At 47.0% G+C, this 13996-nt stretch carries 18 protein-coding genes; 7 read left to right on the top strand and 11 right to left on the bottom strand.

The features are described from left to right. Nucleotides 1–1287 carry an MFS transporter gene (locus tag DET62_RS05355; protein ID WP_110013250.1) on the bottom strand — a complete coding sequence of 429 codons (1287 nt, stop codon included), beginning with the start codon at nucleotides 1285–1287 and terminating at the stop codon, nucleotides 1–3. A 152-nt stretch (nucleotides 1288–1439) separates the two neighbouring features. Here DET62_RS05355 and DET62_RS05350 point away from each other — a divergent pair, with 152 nt between their 5' ends. Both DET62_RS05350 and hda read left to right on the top strand, forming a co-directional pair. Continuing rightward, nucleotides 1440–2525 (top strand): DUF2066 domain-containing protein, encoded by a 1086-nt coding sequence (locus DET62_RS05350; protein WP_243734849.1) that lies wholly within the window; start codon nucleotides 1440–1442, stop codon nucleotides 2523–2525. After that, nucleotides 2525–3238: a DnaA regulatory inactivator Hda gene (hda, locus tag DET62_RS05345; protein ID WP_011234714.1), complete on the top strand. Its 714-nt coding sequence runs from the start codon at nucleotides 2525–2527 to the stop codon at nucleotides 3236–3238. The genes DET62_RS05350 and hda overlap by 1 nt, the downstream gene beginning before the upstream one ends. On the opposite strand, the gene DET62_RS05340 is transcribed toward hda, so the two are convergent. The 3 genes from DET62_RS05340 to arsC are packed head-to-tail and all read right to left on the bottom strand — an operon-like array spanning nucleotide 3235 to nucleotide 4538. Further along, nucleotides 3235–3624 (bottom strand): DUF2069 domain-containing protein, encoded by a 390-nt coding sequence (locus DET62_RS05340; protein WP_011234713.1) that lies wholly within the window; start codon nucleotides 3622–3624, stop codon nucleotides 3235–3237. The two genes, hda and DET62_RS05340, sit on opposite strands and share 4 nt — an antisense overlap. A 9-nt stretch (nucleotides 3625–3633) precedes the next feature. Further along, the gene (wrbA, locus tag DET62_RS05335; RefSeq protein WP_011234712.1) at nucleotides 3634–4191 is read right to left on the bottom strand and encodes an NAD(P)H:quinone oxidoreductase; all 558 of its coding nucleotides are present in this window, start codon (nucleotides 4189–4191) and stop codon (nucleotides 3634–3636) included. After that, entirely contained in the window at nucleotides 4191–4538 is a 348-nt protein-coding gene (gene arsC, locus DET62_RS05330; RefSeq protein WP_110013249.1) for an arsenate reductase (glutaredoxin), read from the bottom strand. Before arsC ends, wrbA begins: the two co-directional genes overlap by 1 nt. A gap of 70 nt (nucleotides 4539–4608) precedes the next feature. Here arsC and DET62_RS05325 point away from each other — a divergent pair, with 70 nt between their 5' ends. After that, nucleotides 4609–5058: a TlpA disulfide reductase family protein gene (locus DET62_RS05325; protein ID WP_011234710.1), complete on the top strand. Its 450-nt coding sequence runs from the start codon at nucleotides 4609–4611 to the stop codon at nucleotides 5056–5058. On the opposite strand, the gene DET62_RS05320 is transcribed toward DET62_RS05325, so the two are convergent. Beyond that, nucleotides 5050–6501, bottom strand: coding sequence for a M48 family metalloprotease (locus DET62_RS05320; protein ID WP_243734850.1), 1452 nt, complete (start codon nucleotides 6499–6501; stop codon nucleotides 5050–5052). The genes DET62_RS05325 and DET62_RS05320 overlap by 9 nt on opposite strands. A gap of 145 nt (nucleotides 6502–6646) precedes the next feature. Here DET62_RS05320 and DET62_RS05315 point away from each other — a divergent pair, with 145 nt between their 5' ends. Then, complete coding sequence (locus DET62_RS05315; RefSeq protein WP_011234708.1) at nucleotides 6647–7726, top strand: AI-2E family transporter; 1080 nt, start codon at nucleotides 6647–6649, stop codon at nucleotides 7724–7726. Between the two features lie 22 nt (nucleotides 7727–7748). Here the strand turns inward: DET62_RS05315 and bcp are convergent, their stop codons facing one another. Continuing rightward, on the bottom strand, nucleotides 7749–8219 hold the full coding sequence (gene bcp, locus DET62_RS05310) for a thioredoxin-dependent thiol peroxidase (protein ID WP_011234707.1): 471 nt from the start codon (nucleotides 8217–8219) through the stop codon (nucleotides 7749–7751). Between the two features lie 177 nt (nucleotides 8220–8396). On the opposite strand from bcp, the gene dapA reads away from it, so the two are divergent. Genes dapA through purC form a run of 3 tightly spaced genes read left to right on the top strand, consistent with a single transcriptional unit; the run spans nucleotide 8397 to nucleotide 11112 of the window. Continuing rightward, nucleotides 8397–9287, top strand: a complete 891-nt coding sequence (gene dapA / locus DET62_RS05305) for a 4-hydroxy-tetrahydrodipicolinate synthase (protein ID WP_011234706.1) — start codon at nucleotides 8397–8399, stop codon at nucleotides 9285–9287. Beyond that, a complete protein-coding gene (bamC, locus tag DET62_RS05300) occupies nucleotides 9287–10375 on the top strand; it encodes an outer membrane protein assembly factor BamC (RefSeq protein ID WP_110013248.1) in 1089 nt (362 codons plus the stop codon). The genes dapA and bamC overlap by 1 nt, the downstream gene beginning before the upstream one ends. 23 nt (nucleotides 10376–10398) lie before the next feature. Continuing rightward, nucleotides 10399–11112, top strand: a complete 714-nt coding sequence (gene purC, locus DET62_RS05295) for a phosphoribosylaminoimidazolesuccinocarboxamide synthase (RefSeq protein WP_034821216.1) — start codon at nucleotides 10399–10401, stop codon at nucleotides 11110–11112. On the opposite strand, the gene DET62_RS14615 is transcribed toward purC, so the two are convergent. Genes DET62_RS14615 through DET62_RS05270 form a run of 5 tightly spaced genes read right to left on the bottom strand, consistent with a single transcriptional unit; the run spans nucleotide 11109 to nucleotide 13981 of the window. Then, the gene (locus tag DET62_RS14615; protein WP_309109148.1) at nucleotides 11109–11204 is read right to left on the bottom strand and encodes a hypothetical protein; all 96 of its coding nucleotides are present in this window, start codon (nucleotides 11202–11204) and stop codon (nucleotides 11109–11111) included. The genes purC and DET62_RS14615 overlap by 4 nt on opposite strands. A gap of 38 nt (nucleotides 11205–11242) precedes the next feature. After that, entirely contained in the window at nucleotides 11243–11947 is a 705-nt protein-coding gene (locus DET62_RS05285; protein WP_110013246.1) for a M15 family metallopeptidase, read from the bottom strand. Then, a complete protein-coding gene (gene dapE, locus DET62_RS05280; protein WP_110013245.1) occupies nucleotides 11941–13071 on the bottom strand; it encodes a succinyl-diaminopimelate desuccinylase in 1131 nt (376 codons plus the stop codon). The genes DET62_RS05285 and dapE overlap by 7 nt, the downstream gene beginning before the upstream one ends. After that, nucleotides 13068–13412: an arsenate reductase gene (locus DET62_RS05275; protein ID WP_011234700.1), complete on the bottom strand. Its 345-nt coding sequence runs from the start codon at nucleotides 13410–13412 to the stop codon at nucleotides 13068–13070. Before DET62_RS05275 ends, dapE begins: the two co-directional genes overlap by 4 nt. A 20-nt stretch (nucleotides 13413–13432) precedes the next feature. Then, the gene (locus DET62_RS05270) at nucleotides 13433–13981 is read right to left on the bottom strand and encodes a PTS glucose transporter subunit IIA (RefSeq protein WP_243734851.1); all 549 of its coding nucleotides are present in this window, start codon (nucleotides 13979–13981) and stop codon (nucleotides 13433–13435) included. Between the last annotated feature and the right edge of the window lie 15 nt (nucleotides 13982–13996).

Raw genomic sequence — 13996 nt, 5'->3', positions numbered from 1 at the left:
TTAACGAAGGACGGCGTTGGATTCCATTTCCTCGTCGTCTTCTTCTTCCGTTTCCGGGGCTTCCTCAGCCATTGACGTTAAAAGCTCATCAGAAGTTTGTGACGGTGCCAGTATGGCAAAGTTGCTGTGCAGCTGGTCTTCTGCTTTTGCCCTACGTGTAATGCGGTACAGAGAATAAAAGCCAACACAGGAGGTAAGCGCGGCTAAGAGTAAAAAGAAGTAATTAATGGCACCAAACTGCATTAACGCAGCTACCGCAGGCGCACCAATAATAGAGCCTGCTCCTCCAATTTTAATGATGGCACCGGTTGCTCCCACCATTTGATCTCGTTCCAGAAAATCGTTTGTGTGCGCCATGCCGAGTGAATATAAAGGCAAGATGAACGCACCGAGCAGACCAACGTTTAAATAAATGAGAATAGCGTTAGATGCACTAAGCTGTGAAAGGGTCGCCGCGGTAAGTGTTCCTCCGGCGGCACAAATAGCCATAACAAAACGACGGTCGATGCGGTCCGACAATAAGCCAAATGGTGCCTGCGAAATTAAGCCTCCGGCAATAAAGGCGGCCATGAAAAAGGTAATTTGCAGAACACTAAGGCCTATGTAGGACGCATACATTGGCCCTATACCGTAAAACATGGCGTAGCAGGCCTGCATTATAAACGCATTAATTACGCCCAGTGGAACGGTTTTCAGCAGCAGTGAAATGGGGACTTTTCTGTTTTCGTGCGTTGTAGGCTCAGCCGTAACGCTGACCAGAATTGGAATAAGCGCTAAGTTAATGAGCAGAGCAACAATAGCGAAAGCAACAAAGCCAGCCGGGTCGGCGACACCGAGAATCAGCTGCCCGACAATGAGTCCGCTGTATATAATGACCAGATAAACTGACAGCAGGGTACCGCGGCTACGGTTATCGGCCATGGTATTAAGCCAGCTTTCAACAATGACGAAAATACCAGAAATAGCGAAACCGGTTATAAAACGCATGACGAACCAGACCACCGGATCGACCCAGATGGCCTGCATCAGAATACTAAAGGCAGCCAGCGCGGCAAGGCCGCCGAATGAACGAATATAGCCTACCCTGCGAATATCTTTTGGTGCGCGGGTCGAGCCAAATAAATAGCCGATAAAATAAGCCGACATGATAAAGCCGGTGACTAAGGTACCAAAACCTTCAATGGTAGCGCGCAAACTTAACAGGGTGCTGGTCATGCCGACACAAACCCCAATTAAACTGATACTGCCGAGCAGAGAGCTGATACCGCGAAGTTGTTGTTTTAGCATGCCTTTGTCACCCTTCGTCCGTTTGTCGCAATACTACCGTTAGTGGCTTTATTTTCCTAGTGAAGATTCCCACAAGCTTATCCACAAGTTGTTACTTGCTGTTCGCTACCTGGCTGTTTAATATGCTCTCAAAGTCTTATTTGGATAATGACATGTCAAAGTCGCAGATTCATTACTTCGCTGCCAGTTTATTTTTTCTGTTTAGCCTTTTTAAGGTGACAGGTGCCGAAGCGCGGTTAATAGAAAATTTGTATTCGGCAGAAGTGGCAGTGGCCTCGCAAAGTTCATCTGACCGGCAACAGGCAATAGGACAAGCGTTTGACCGTGTTATCACAAAATTAACGGGGCAAACCGAATTGGCCGGGCATGATGCGATACAGCGAGCAAAACGTGATGTGAATAATTATCTGGTTCAATACGGTTACAGTGAAAATGAAGGACAGCGAACTTTAACGGCGACATTTGACGGCCGCAAGTTACGCGCACTTCTGGCTGAGCAGCAGTTACCCTACTGGGGCAGCCGGAGACCACAACTGATGCTGTGGATAGCGAAGGAAAACAGCAACGGTCAGCGCGTAATCATTGATAGTAATAGTGAATCAGTATTTACCCAGCAACTGAAATTCTTTGCGCAGCAATACAGTATTCCAATTCAGCTGCCGCTGATGGATTTGACCGACAGTTTCACCATAAATGCGACCGATGTCTGGGGGCGCTTTTTAGACCCGGTGAGAACCACTACAGAGCGTTACGGCACAGACGGTTTATTGATCGGTCGTATCATTCGTCAGGACAACGAGGAAAAGCCCTGGAGTTTAAACTGGTTTGTTGAAGTGGGAGACGACCGTTTCTCCGGTGAAGTGACAGCGACCAGTCCAGACTGGCTAGCGGAGCCTCTGGTCGAGCAGCTAATGGCGCAGTTGGCTAAGCAGTACAGTGTTACTGCGGGTGATGAGAATGTTCGTAATACGTTGATGATTAAAGTTGAAAAATTAAGTAGCTTAAATCGTGTTTTAGAGTTGGAAGCGTTTTTAGATAGCATTGTCTCTGTTAGCGACGTTCGTTTACTTGAATACTCGCAAGCTATGAGTGAATTCGAGATTGTGGTTAACGGCCCGGTCGATCAAATATTGCAGGCTATCAACTTGGATGGACGCCTGGTTTCACAGGAACTCGGGCCGTTTGTTGCTGCGCGACAGACTGAAACACCGGTTTATCGTTGGAATGAGAGCCGCTGATGTCACCACAGCAATTACCGTTAGCCGTACAGTTGCCGGATGACGAGATATTTTCTACTTTTCTTGCGGGCGACAACTCAACCTTATTAAGTTGGTTAGAGAGTTTGCCTACAACTGAGCCACCGCTGAGGAGAAGCCAGCAATTGACCTGGTTGTCGGGAGCGAGTGGGGTAGGAAAAAGCCACTTAATGCACAGCGTTATAGCTTCGGCCGGGTCGCAATACCGCATTGCGTATTTACCTTTGCGTGAGTTGGCTAAAGCCGATGCATCGGCCGTTCTGCAAGGAATTGATCAGGCTGATCTTATTTGTCTGGATGATATTGATACGGTAACGCTGGAACAGAATTGGAGTTTTGAGTTGTTCTCGCTTATTAATCGCGTAACCGATAATGAGTCGACACGTTTGGTCATGACGGCTAAACAGTCTGCTGCTCAAACTAAAGTTCTGTTACCGGATTTACAGTCGCGTTTCCAATGGGCAACGGGCTTTCAGGTTCAGCCGCTGAACGACGAAGAAAAAATTAATGCGTTAATTTTGCGGGCACAATGGCGTGGACTGGAGTTGCCGAACGATGTTGCGGCTTTTATGACTCAACGACTGGGTCGTTCCATGCGGGATTTAATGAAAGCGTTAAACGAGCTTGATAAAGCCTCTATTACTTACCAACGCCGCTTAACAATTCCTTTTGTTAAGCAGGTTCTCGAAATTTAGTCGTAGTCTTTTAGTTTTTTCAGCCCTAACCCCTGAGCTCTTCCCTGATAGCGGGCATAACCTGTTGCGCCAATAAATGCGCCGGTTGTAAATATCAGTTCCAGTATTGACCACACACGCTCGTCCGGGTGGGTGTAGACCACGGTTAAGCCATGCAGAAAGTAAAACATTAAAACAAAGTTAGTCCATGCGTGGGTATAAGGTTTGCCTTTAACCAGCCCATGCAGAGGGAATAACAACGGCAGCACCCAGAGGAACAAAGCAATATAAACTGGCAATGTACCCGGTGCGTCGGTTGGCATACCGTGCCACAGTGCAACTAAAATGAGCAGTGGCCAGTAACAAACTTGTGTTAACCAGCGATAAAAGCGTGGAGAAGTCGGCATTGATAATTCCTATGATGAGAGCTTAGAAGCGGTTTGCGTGACTCGTTTACCCAAAGCGATAGCGCATTGCTTTTCATGGTCAGTTAACTTATTGCTGTGCTCATGGTGGCTGGCACCATAAGGTGAACCGCCGGACTGAGTCTGATGCAGAGCCGGTTCAGAATAAGGAATGCCAACCAGCATCATACCATGATGAAGCAGCGGTAAAGCCAGAGTCAGCAGGGTCGATTCTTGTCCCCCATGAAGAGAACTGGAGGAAGTGAACACCGCACCGGGTTTGTCAGTTAACGTAGCCTGCAACCATTCGCGCGAGGTGCCTTCCCAGAATTTTTGCAGGCTTGAGGCCATATGCCCAAATCGAGTCGGACTGCCCAGAATAAGAGCATCGCAGGTTTCAAGGTCAGCGTTTTCAACTTCCAGATCGCGGTCACTGACGGCATCACTGCCGTGCCCGGTGCTGCGTAAAACAGCTTCGCCTCCAGCCGCCGTAACGCCTTCGGCTATCGCGTCAGCAAGCTGCTGAGTAGCCCCGTTACGGCTGTAATAAAGAATAACGACGCGGGTCATTATAAAATATCCAGTACAGATTCAGGAGGGCGGCCAATGGCCGCTTTATTACCCCGAATAACAATAGGGCGCTCAATAAGCTTAGGGTTATTGACCATTGCGGTAATCAATTCATCTTCGTTATTGATACCGGCCAGACCAAGTTCTTTATATGCGTCTTCTTTTTTGCGCATTAGCTGATCGGCAGAAAGCCCTAACTTTTCCAGTATATCTTTTAATTCTGCAGCATTAGGCGGAGTTTTAAGGTATTCAACAACTTCCGGCTCAACGTCATTCTGTTTGAGTAATTCAAGAGTTTGTCTTGATTTTGAGCAACGCGGGTTATGATAAATTGTTACTTGGCTCATAAGTATCGTACCTTGTAGTATCTGATTATTAGGTAAGTATAAGTTAATAATAACGTAATTGAGGTAAGGAATGAAACTGAGAACGCTAGTGTGCGCGGCAGCTGCTGTGCTGATAACAGCTTGTTCGCAAGAGCCGGATGTGGTTACCGATGCCGACAATGAGTTTCGCTGGGGCGACCTTGGTGAAAAAACGGTGGTGGTAAACTACTTTGCTGAGTGGTGCGCTCCTTGTTTAAGAGAGTTACCTGAGTTAAACGAATTTAACCAGCACAAGGCAAAAGATGTTGAGTTAGTCGGTGTCAGTTTCGATCCAATGTCTAACGCTGAACTGGCTGAGCTGAAACAGCGTCATGGAATAGAGTTTCAGTTGGCGTTGATGGAGCCTGCGCCAAAGTTTCCGTTTCAGCGCCCGCAGATGTTACCGGCTACCTACGTAATAAAGCCGGACGGCAGCGTCAAAGGGCCTTTAATGGGAGAGCAGGACTTAGAATCGCTGGAAAATGCGGTTAACTCACATTAACGATTTTATTTGCTGCTCTAAGCTGCGCATTTGCTCAATACGTGCATTCAGACGTTTATGCGTCAGATCGCTATCGGTATGGTTATGTGCAGTGTGCAGCTGATCAATGGCCAGCCGGAAGTTTCCTCTTAGCGCCAGTGATTCCGCTCGGGTTTCGTACATAGCGGCTCGCTTACCACTACGCTCGTACACTTGAGTAAGAAGATCAAGCGCCAGCGGGTGGTCCGGTTGTTTTAGTAAAAAATCGCGCAGAAGCTTCTCAGCTAACTCGGTGTCTTCTGCCTGAAGTGCCGCGTTAGCAAAGTTAAGAGTAATAACAGGCTCGGTTGGTTGCTGAATGTACTTGCCTCGTAGCCAGCTTAAAACCGTCTCGTAATCTTTTTGTGCCAGTAGAATGTCGGTCTGGACATCAATATAGAATGGATCATTAGGATAGCGCTCTAGTAGTGGCTGCATAAGTTTATAAGCTACATCAATGTTGCCACCGTCTAACGCGCGTATGGCTAAACCATATTGCCCTGCTTGTTGGTTAATTGAATTGCTACTGGAGCGCATAGATTCAAAGTCACTATTCGTGGTGTTGCCAATATAGCGAGCCTGAACTCTGGTTTTAGCCAGGGCAAAGTCGAGGCTGGGGGGTACGTCCACTCTTTGCATATTTTCAGCGCGAGCACGAGTGTCTGCTATGCGGGACTCAGGCAATGGGTGAGTCATGAGCATTTCCGGGGGCTTGCTTACATAGCGGTATTTTTCTGCCAACCGGCCAAAAAAGTCGGGTGCGCCACGGGGATCAAAACCTGCGGCTAACAACGTAGAGAGACCGATGCGGTCGGCTTCCATTTCATACAACCTAGTGTAATTAATTTGTGACTGACCGGCCATACCCATTGTGGCGTAAAGGCCTGCAGCACCGGCTTCTGGGTTGGCCATGCCGACTAAAATAGAGCCAATGATACCGGCAATGGTCATAGGCATACTGCGCTGTTGTTCCTGCATTCGACGAACCATGTGACGTTGAGTAATGTGCGCGACCTCGTGTCCAAGTACCGCCGCGAGCTCTGACTCGGTTCTTGCTTCGTCAATTAAGCCCGTATGCACACCTACGTAGCCGCCCATGAAGGCGAAGGCGTTTATTTCCTTATTGTTAATCCAAAAAAAGTTGAAAGGATAGCGCACACCGTTGGTGTTTCTGACTAACCGCTGGCCAATGCTGTTTAAATAGCTGTCTAATACCGGATCGTGAACAATAGGGGCTTGTGAGCGTACCTGACGCATGTAAAAGTCGCCTACAACACGTTCACGTTCGATACTCATGAAAGCCGCGCCGGTAGTTCCAATTTCTGGTAAACGTTGGTTATCCTGCATAGCGTTGCTGACAGCACTAAAGCTGATTGCAAAGGTCAATAAACAAGCGGTGAAAGTGTGTAATATTTTGGTGGACATCAACTACTCATAGGCCAAATGAAACGGATTTAATCTTCTCTTAAGAGCAAAATTCTTATCTTTAGTTCCTTTTTACTCTATGGGGTTATGGAAAGATTGCAAGGACTGATATTATCATCTCAACAAAGGTTAAGAGATAGTGGTTATGTGGGAATACATTCAACAGTGGTATCAACGGAAATTTTCTGACCCTAATGCAGTAACTTTATTTCTGTTACTGGTTGTTGTGGTATTAGTCATTGTGTTTTTCGGTAGCTTAATTGCGCCGTTGTTAATTGCTATATCTCTGGCCTATTTGCTGGACTGGCCGGTAATGCGATTGATGGGGCTTGGTTTATCCCGTTTAACCGCCACGATTATTACCTTTTCGTTATTCTTGGCATTAATGATTGTTACTTTGCTGACTCTGGTTCCCGTTATTTGGCAACAAAGTACGACTTTGATTCAGGAAATGCCGGATATGGTCACGAACCTGCAAATTTGGCTGCATAAACTACCTGAAATGTTCCCGACTATTGTCGATGACAGCCAAATTACTGAGTTTACTCAGGAAGTAAAAAGACGAGCAGTGAGTTTAGGGGAAAGCCTGTTAACGGTTTCCCTGACCTCTATTGTGAATGTCATGGCCATGCTGGTTTATCTTATCATTGTGCCGCTTTTAATCTTTTTTATGCTAAAAGACCGCGATATATTGATTGCTCATTTCAGCCGTCTGCTGCCTTCAAACCGTCAGTTAATTTCGCAGGTAGGGCAGGAGATGAACCTGCAAATTATGAACTACATTCGTGGCAAAGCAATTGAAGTGGTGGTGGTGGCGATAGTCACTTTTGTTACCTTCAGCTTATTTGGGCTGCGCTACTCGGCATTACTGTCCATTATGGTCGGTTTATCGGTTTTAATTCCCTACGTAGGCGCTGCGGTCGCAACCATTCCGGTGGTATTAGTGGCTTTATTTCAGTTTGGGCCAACGGCGGCATTTGTTTGGGTGACCGTAGCCTATCTGGTTATTCAGGCTCTGGATGGTAACTTACTGGTACCGCTATTGTTTTCAGAGGCAATAAGTCTAAACCCAGTCTACATTATTGGCGCGGTATTAATTTTTGGCGGCATATGGGGGTTCTGGGGCGTGTTTTTTGCTATTCCGTTGGCCAGTCTGGTCAAGGCGGTACTAACAGCATGGGACAGTGGCACCGGGGAAAAAGCAGAAGAGCAAACACCGCTTTAGCGCGGTGTTTGCTGATGAGAGTTTAAGCTTGCTTAAGGTGCTCCAGCACCACTTCGTGATGCTCTTTAGTTTTAAATTTATTGAAGACTTTTGAAATGCTTCCGTCCTGCTCGACTAAAAAGCTAATACGGTGAATACCATCGTATTCTTTACCCATAAATTTTTTCAGACCCCATACGCCAAAATCTTCAGCCACTTTATGGTCTTCGTCGCTTAACAAGGTGAAGTTTAACTCATCTCTATCAGTAAACTTAGCTAAGCGTTTAGGCGCATCAGGGCTTATACCAACAGAGACAACATTAAATTCCTCAAGCTGCTTACGGCTGTCGCGTAAGTTTTGTGCTTGCACAGTGCAGCCCGGTGTCATGGCTTTTGGATAAAAGTAAACCAGTACCCGGTTCTCTTTTAATAACTCCGATAAGGTCACTGAGTTCTCGTTCGCATCCGGTAAAGTAAAGTCAGGCGCTTTATCGCCCTGTTGTAGTGTCTGCATTGCATTCTCCTGGAACTTAGTTAACAGTGCCAACATCATAGCGGACAGATGCCGTCTTGGAAAATGCCATACCGGCAAAAGTTTACGGAACCTTCTTGGCAAGTTACGTTCCTATCACTTGTGTTTCGTCAGGGCTGGCATTACCATTGGAGCCCCAATTTAGGACTTGGAGAATGTATGCTTAAGGGCAGTATTGTCGCTTTAGTTACCCCTTTTACAAAATATGGCAATGTTGATTACAGTGAACTTGAGTTTCTGGTCAACAAACATTGCGAAGCGGGTACCGACGCTATTGTAGCGGTTGGCACGACAGGGGAGTCAACAACCTTAACGCATGAAGAACATATCGCTGTCGTTAATGCCATGGTCGAACTCAGTGCCGGGCGCATCGATATTATTGCTGGAAACGGTTCAAACTCGACCAGCGAAGCCGTGCAACTGACAGAAAAAATGACCCAGGCGGGTGTAAGTGGCTTTTTAAATGTTACGCCATATTACAATAAACCTTCTTTAGCAGGCTTAATTGCACATTATCAGGCCTGTGCCGATGCTACGGATAAACCCCAAATTCTATATAATGTTCCGGGGCGTACCAGTCTTGATATGACACCGGACATGGTCGAACAGCTGGCAAAAATTGATAACGTTATTGGTATAAAAGAAGCTACCGGCGACGTGAGTCGGGTTCAGGAACTTAAAGAGCGCTGCGGCGATGACTTTATCTTATTAAGCGGTGATGACCCTACTGCACGCGAATTTATGTTTGCGGGTGGTCATGGTGTTATCAGTGTTACCGCTAATATTGTTCCGGCAAAAATGAAAGAGCTGGTAACGGCGGCACTTGCTGGTGATAAAGAAAGTGCAAACCAAATAGATGCTGAGCTGGCACCTTTGCATAATATGTTATTTGTTGAATCCAACCCCATTCCGGTAAAATGGTCGCTCGCTTTAATGGGTTGGGTCAGCGCAAATTATCGTCTGCCACTGACACCTCCGGAAGAGAGTAATCAACAATTGATTGAGTCAGTGTTACAGAAAGCAAACCTACTGAATATTCAGGAGTCGTAATGAAATTGTCTCGCCTTGCGTGGATGGGCGTAGCTGCCGTAGTTGTAACAGGTTGTTCGTCGGTAGAGAAAGAACGTGCCAGCGGCGGGTTTGAATACGTGAACATTCAACCTACTGCCTCACTGAATATTCCGGATGGTCTGGAGAAGCCGGAAAAAGGAACTCAGTATCAAATTCCGGATACGAACATAGCACCAGCTCCTGTTGGTTATAAAGTCAATATAATGGCTCCGCAGCAGGTTCGTCCTATTGGACTGGGCAGCCGGGTGTTAGAAACTGAAACCGAAACCCGGGTGTACTTTGATATTGTCGATGGCATGGGAGACTCAGTAACCGAGTTTGTTCGTCAGGCGGCATTTGATGTACTGGAAAGACGCGACATTCAATGGGAAAACGTGGGTGATAACCGTTGGCTTACCGAGCAAATGACGGTACAGCAAACCATTGAGGGCGACAGCGGCTTTTTCGGATTTGGCGGAGAGAGCGACAGTGATCTGGAAAGAACTTTCCGCTATGAACTAACTCAGGAAACCGAATCGCATCAGCGCAGCACCGCACTACGAGTCGATGTTAACGACTTTACTCAGGTGATTGGTGGTGAAGAGCAAGAGGTTGCTCCTTTGGTTGTTCGTAATTTGGAAGCTGATTTACTTAATGCGATTATTTCTGAAGTTAACCGGAAACAACAACTGGCTGTAGCTCGTGAAAAAGCGGCCGGTATTGAAACTAGCTTGTCAAAAGCCGCAGAAGGGCATTCAGTTTTCATTGTTGAAGACAATTTTGAGCAAGCATGGCCATTAGTTAATTTGGCTCTTCAGAATATTGGTTTTGAGGTTGAAGATTTAAACCGCGAGACAGGAACCTATTTTGTTGAGTACAGCGAACCCGGCAGCGGCTTCCTGTTCATTGGTGGCGATGACTACGAAGACCTGGGCATAGCCGAAGGTGAGTACGAATTCCGATTACTGGAAGACGGTGAAAATACCTCGGTTACGGTTTACCAGGGTGAGGAAATTGTTTCCGACGAATGGATTAATCAAGTATTTGAAGCCTTTAAAAACGCTGTTAAACAGCAAAGCCAACTTTAACTTAAGCGCGAGTGGAAAGATTCATGGAAAAACGCAGTGAACTGTATCGGGGAAAAGCAAAGACGGTCTATCATACCGACGATCCTAACCGCCTGGTGCTGGAGTTTCGTAATGATACTTCAGCGTTCGACGGCGAGAAGGTCGAGCAGCTTGATGACAAAGGCATGGTGAATAATAAGTTTAACCATTTTATTATGTCTAAGCTGGAAGAAGCGGGCATTCCGACGCAGTTAGATGAGCGTTTGAGCGATACCGAGTCTTTGGTTAAAAAGCTGGATATGATACCGGTAGAATGTGTTGTCCGTAACGTGGCAGCAGGTTCTCTGGTGCGCCGTTTAGGCGTTGAAGAAGGTAAAGAGCTTAACCCTCCGACATTCGAGTTTTTCTTAAAGAACGATGCGCTGCACGACCCTATGGTTAACGAGTATCATATTCAGGCCTTTGGATGGGCAACAGCAGAGCAAATTGAGAAAATGAAAGAACTCACCTTTAAAGTGAACGACGTTTTAAAAGCTTTGTTTGCTGATGCCGGTCTCTTGTTAGTGGATTACAAGCTTGAGTTCGGCGTGTTTGAGGGCGAAATTATGCTGGGTGACGAGTTTACTCCAGATGGCTGCCGCCTTTGGGACGCAGAGACTCGCGAGAAACTGGATAAAGACCGCTTTCGCCAGGGCTTAGGTGGTGTTGTTGAAGCCTACCGTGAAGTTGCTAAGCGCCTTGGCGTAACGCTGGATTAATCTTTATTTTTAGTGTCCTGGTCGGAGTCATCTTCGGTTTTAGATGATTTCGTACCAGGCCATTTAAACTTAGCGGTATACTTCAGCACCATAAGGTTACTCACAACCACGCCTACTACCAATAATATTATTAGCCACACCAAATAGTCGTCCATCCGTCATCCTCCGTTATTGTATCAATGTACTGATTTTTTATTTGAGCCAGGTTATCCAGAATAATGGGTTTTCCCTCTATGGCTAATGAGTCTATGGTTTCGGCTAGCAGCTCAAGATTCAATTGCTTATGGCATGGCTGTGAAACGGCGCGGAAGCTCAAGTGCCAGGGCTCCTGTGCAACACCGCCCTGATAGCGTGCATAAGGAAAGAAAAAGCCACTTTCATGGGCATGCCGAGTCAGCCATTGCCACAGTTCATGACAGGGGCCGGATTGGTCAATATACTCGCCGGGCACTAATTGCAATTTTAGTTCACTGTCCTGAAAAGGGCGGGGGTCGTAAATATCGAAATCACTTCCCCAGTGGTGACGGCTACTTCCCGGTAACGCAGACCAATGCAAAATTGCGTGCATTTTCTCAACGTCGCTTAAGTTTGATGCATCCAGTAGCTCACCCTCTTTGGAGCGAAGGGGCAGCTTTCCTCGCCATTTTCTATTCCAGATAGACAGTTGCCTGTCCAGTGAGCGGAAACCACTGGCTATGGCCAGTTCAATACCCTCAGCCGCTGCTGCTTTTTGCATGGCGAGATAAGCTTCTGCTGCATCAGGATGCAGTTTATGCCCATCTACTGACGTTAAGTGTGTTTCGCAGGCACCTGTCAGTTCTGTGCTGCTTAACATAAAAGCTTCTCCAGACAGCGGTAATAAACATCACTGAGTTTATCCAAATCACTGACTTTAACGCATTCGTTCACTTTGTGAATGGTAGCATTTACGGGTCCCAGCTCAATGACCTGAGCACCGGTTGGTGCAATAAAGCGCCCGTCGGATGTGCCGCCCGCGGTAGAGAGGGTAGTTGAAAACCCACATTCGTGTTCAATGGCCGCCTGAACGGCTTCAACTAATGCGCCTGATTCAGTTAAAAAAGGCGGTCCGTTAAGCTTCCATTGCAAGTGGTATTTTAGCGAGTGCTTATCGAGAATGGCCTCAACTCGTTGCTTAATTTTCTCGGCTGTGAGTTCTGTCGAGAAGCGGAAGTTAAACTGGGTATTAATACGCCCGGGTATCACATTGCCGGCACCAGTTCCTGCCTGAATGTTAGATACCTGAAACGTGGTTGGCGGAAAACTGGCGTTGCCTTGGTCCCATTCTTCGTTAATTAGCTCGCTGAGGGCTGGTGCAAGATCATGTACCGGGTTTTTTGCTAAATGTGGATAAGCAACGTGACCCTGTATACCCAGTACGGTCAAGTCTCCGGTTAAGCTGCCTCTGCGCCCGTTTTTAACGATGTCCCCCAGGGTATCAGTACTGGATGGCTCCCCGACAATACACCAGTCTATGTTTTCGTTACGCTCCTGCAGTGTTTCAATGACACGTTTGGTGCCATTAATAAAGGGGCCTTCTTCGTCACTGGTTATAAGAAAGCCAATGTCAGTATCCACATTCGGGTAGTCTTTAAGAAACCGATCTGTCGCGGTTATCATCGCTGCCAGGCTGCCTTTCATATCAGCGGCTCCGCGCCCGTATAGATACCCTTCGTGCGTTGTAGGTTCAAATGGCGGGAACTGCCAATCGTTGATGTCACCGGGCGGAACAACGTCGGTATGGCCGGCAAAGCAAAACAATTTACGGCCTTGCCCGCGTCGCGCCCATAAGTTGGTGGTATCTTCAAATATCATAGACTCAAGGTTGAAACCCTGAGCCGCAAGCCGTTCACCTATGAGTTGCTGACAACCTTCGTCTTCCGGCGTAATGGACGGGCGGGAAATGAGCTCACGGGCAAGCTTTAATGTCTCTGAACTCATAAGTAGCGTTCACTCCAGAGTTTCTCATTAAAACCGCAATGAACAGCCTGGCCGGACTCAACTAACGGACGCTTAAACAATGTTGGTTGTTCGGCAACTAATTCAGCTATGGCGTTGGCGTCTACAACAGATTTTTGCTCATCTGACAGGTTGCGCCAGCTGGTGCTGCGCTTGTTCAATAAAGATTCCGCCGGCAGTTTTTGTAACCAGCCGCTAACGGTTTCTTTTTGTAGTGGTTGCTGGCGAACATCAATAAATTCGTAGGCGACTTCGTTTTTATCTAACCATTTAAGTGATTTTTTAACGGTGTCGCAGTTTTTAATGCCATAAACGCGCAACATAGGTACAGCTCCTGAAGGTGTTAATAAGTAATAAGTGGACTGTCTTTCGCAGTAATAAGCCCCGGGTTTAGCCATTCGGGCGATTCGCTATCGTGCCCGGAATTCAATGAACAAAGCAAAACAGCAAGACGCTGCTGCGAGGGTTTAAGGCTGCGCAGTAATGACTGGTTAATCTTAACCAGAGGATCACCACACTTAACCTCTGTCTGTTCGCGACAAAGCACAGTTAAAGCGTCGTGGTTGCCGAACGCATCGCCTGAACCTATGACTAATTGTAAGGAATAGGTGTCGTTTAAGCGTAACGACAAGTAATCGCCACTACTGCTGATATGGCTCAGTGAGCCATCAGCCGGGGCGTATAGCGTACTGCCGGTCATTTCTATGACAATGCCTTTGCCAAGCAGGCCATGCTGGCATACTGCGGCCGAAGGTTGTGCTGCTATGATGCGACCGGTAACCGGCGCATAAAGAGAAGGAAGCTGACTTGTTGTCACTGCTGACACCATGCGACTGACTAATTCAGGTAGTATAGTGGCAAAGCTAAAGCTCCGGTGCAACTGTATCCACATTAACTGTGGATATCT

Source organism: Idiomarina sp. H2 (assembly GCF_004364275.1).
In the GTDB taxonomy this organism is placed as follows: Bacteria; Pseudomonadota; Gammaproteobacteria; order Enterobacterales; family Alteromonadaceae; genus Idiomarina; species Idiomarina loihiensis.
This window is presented reverse-complemented; position numbering and strand designations above follow the sequence as displayed.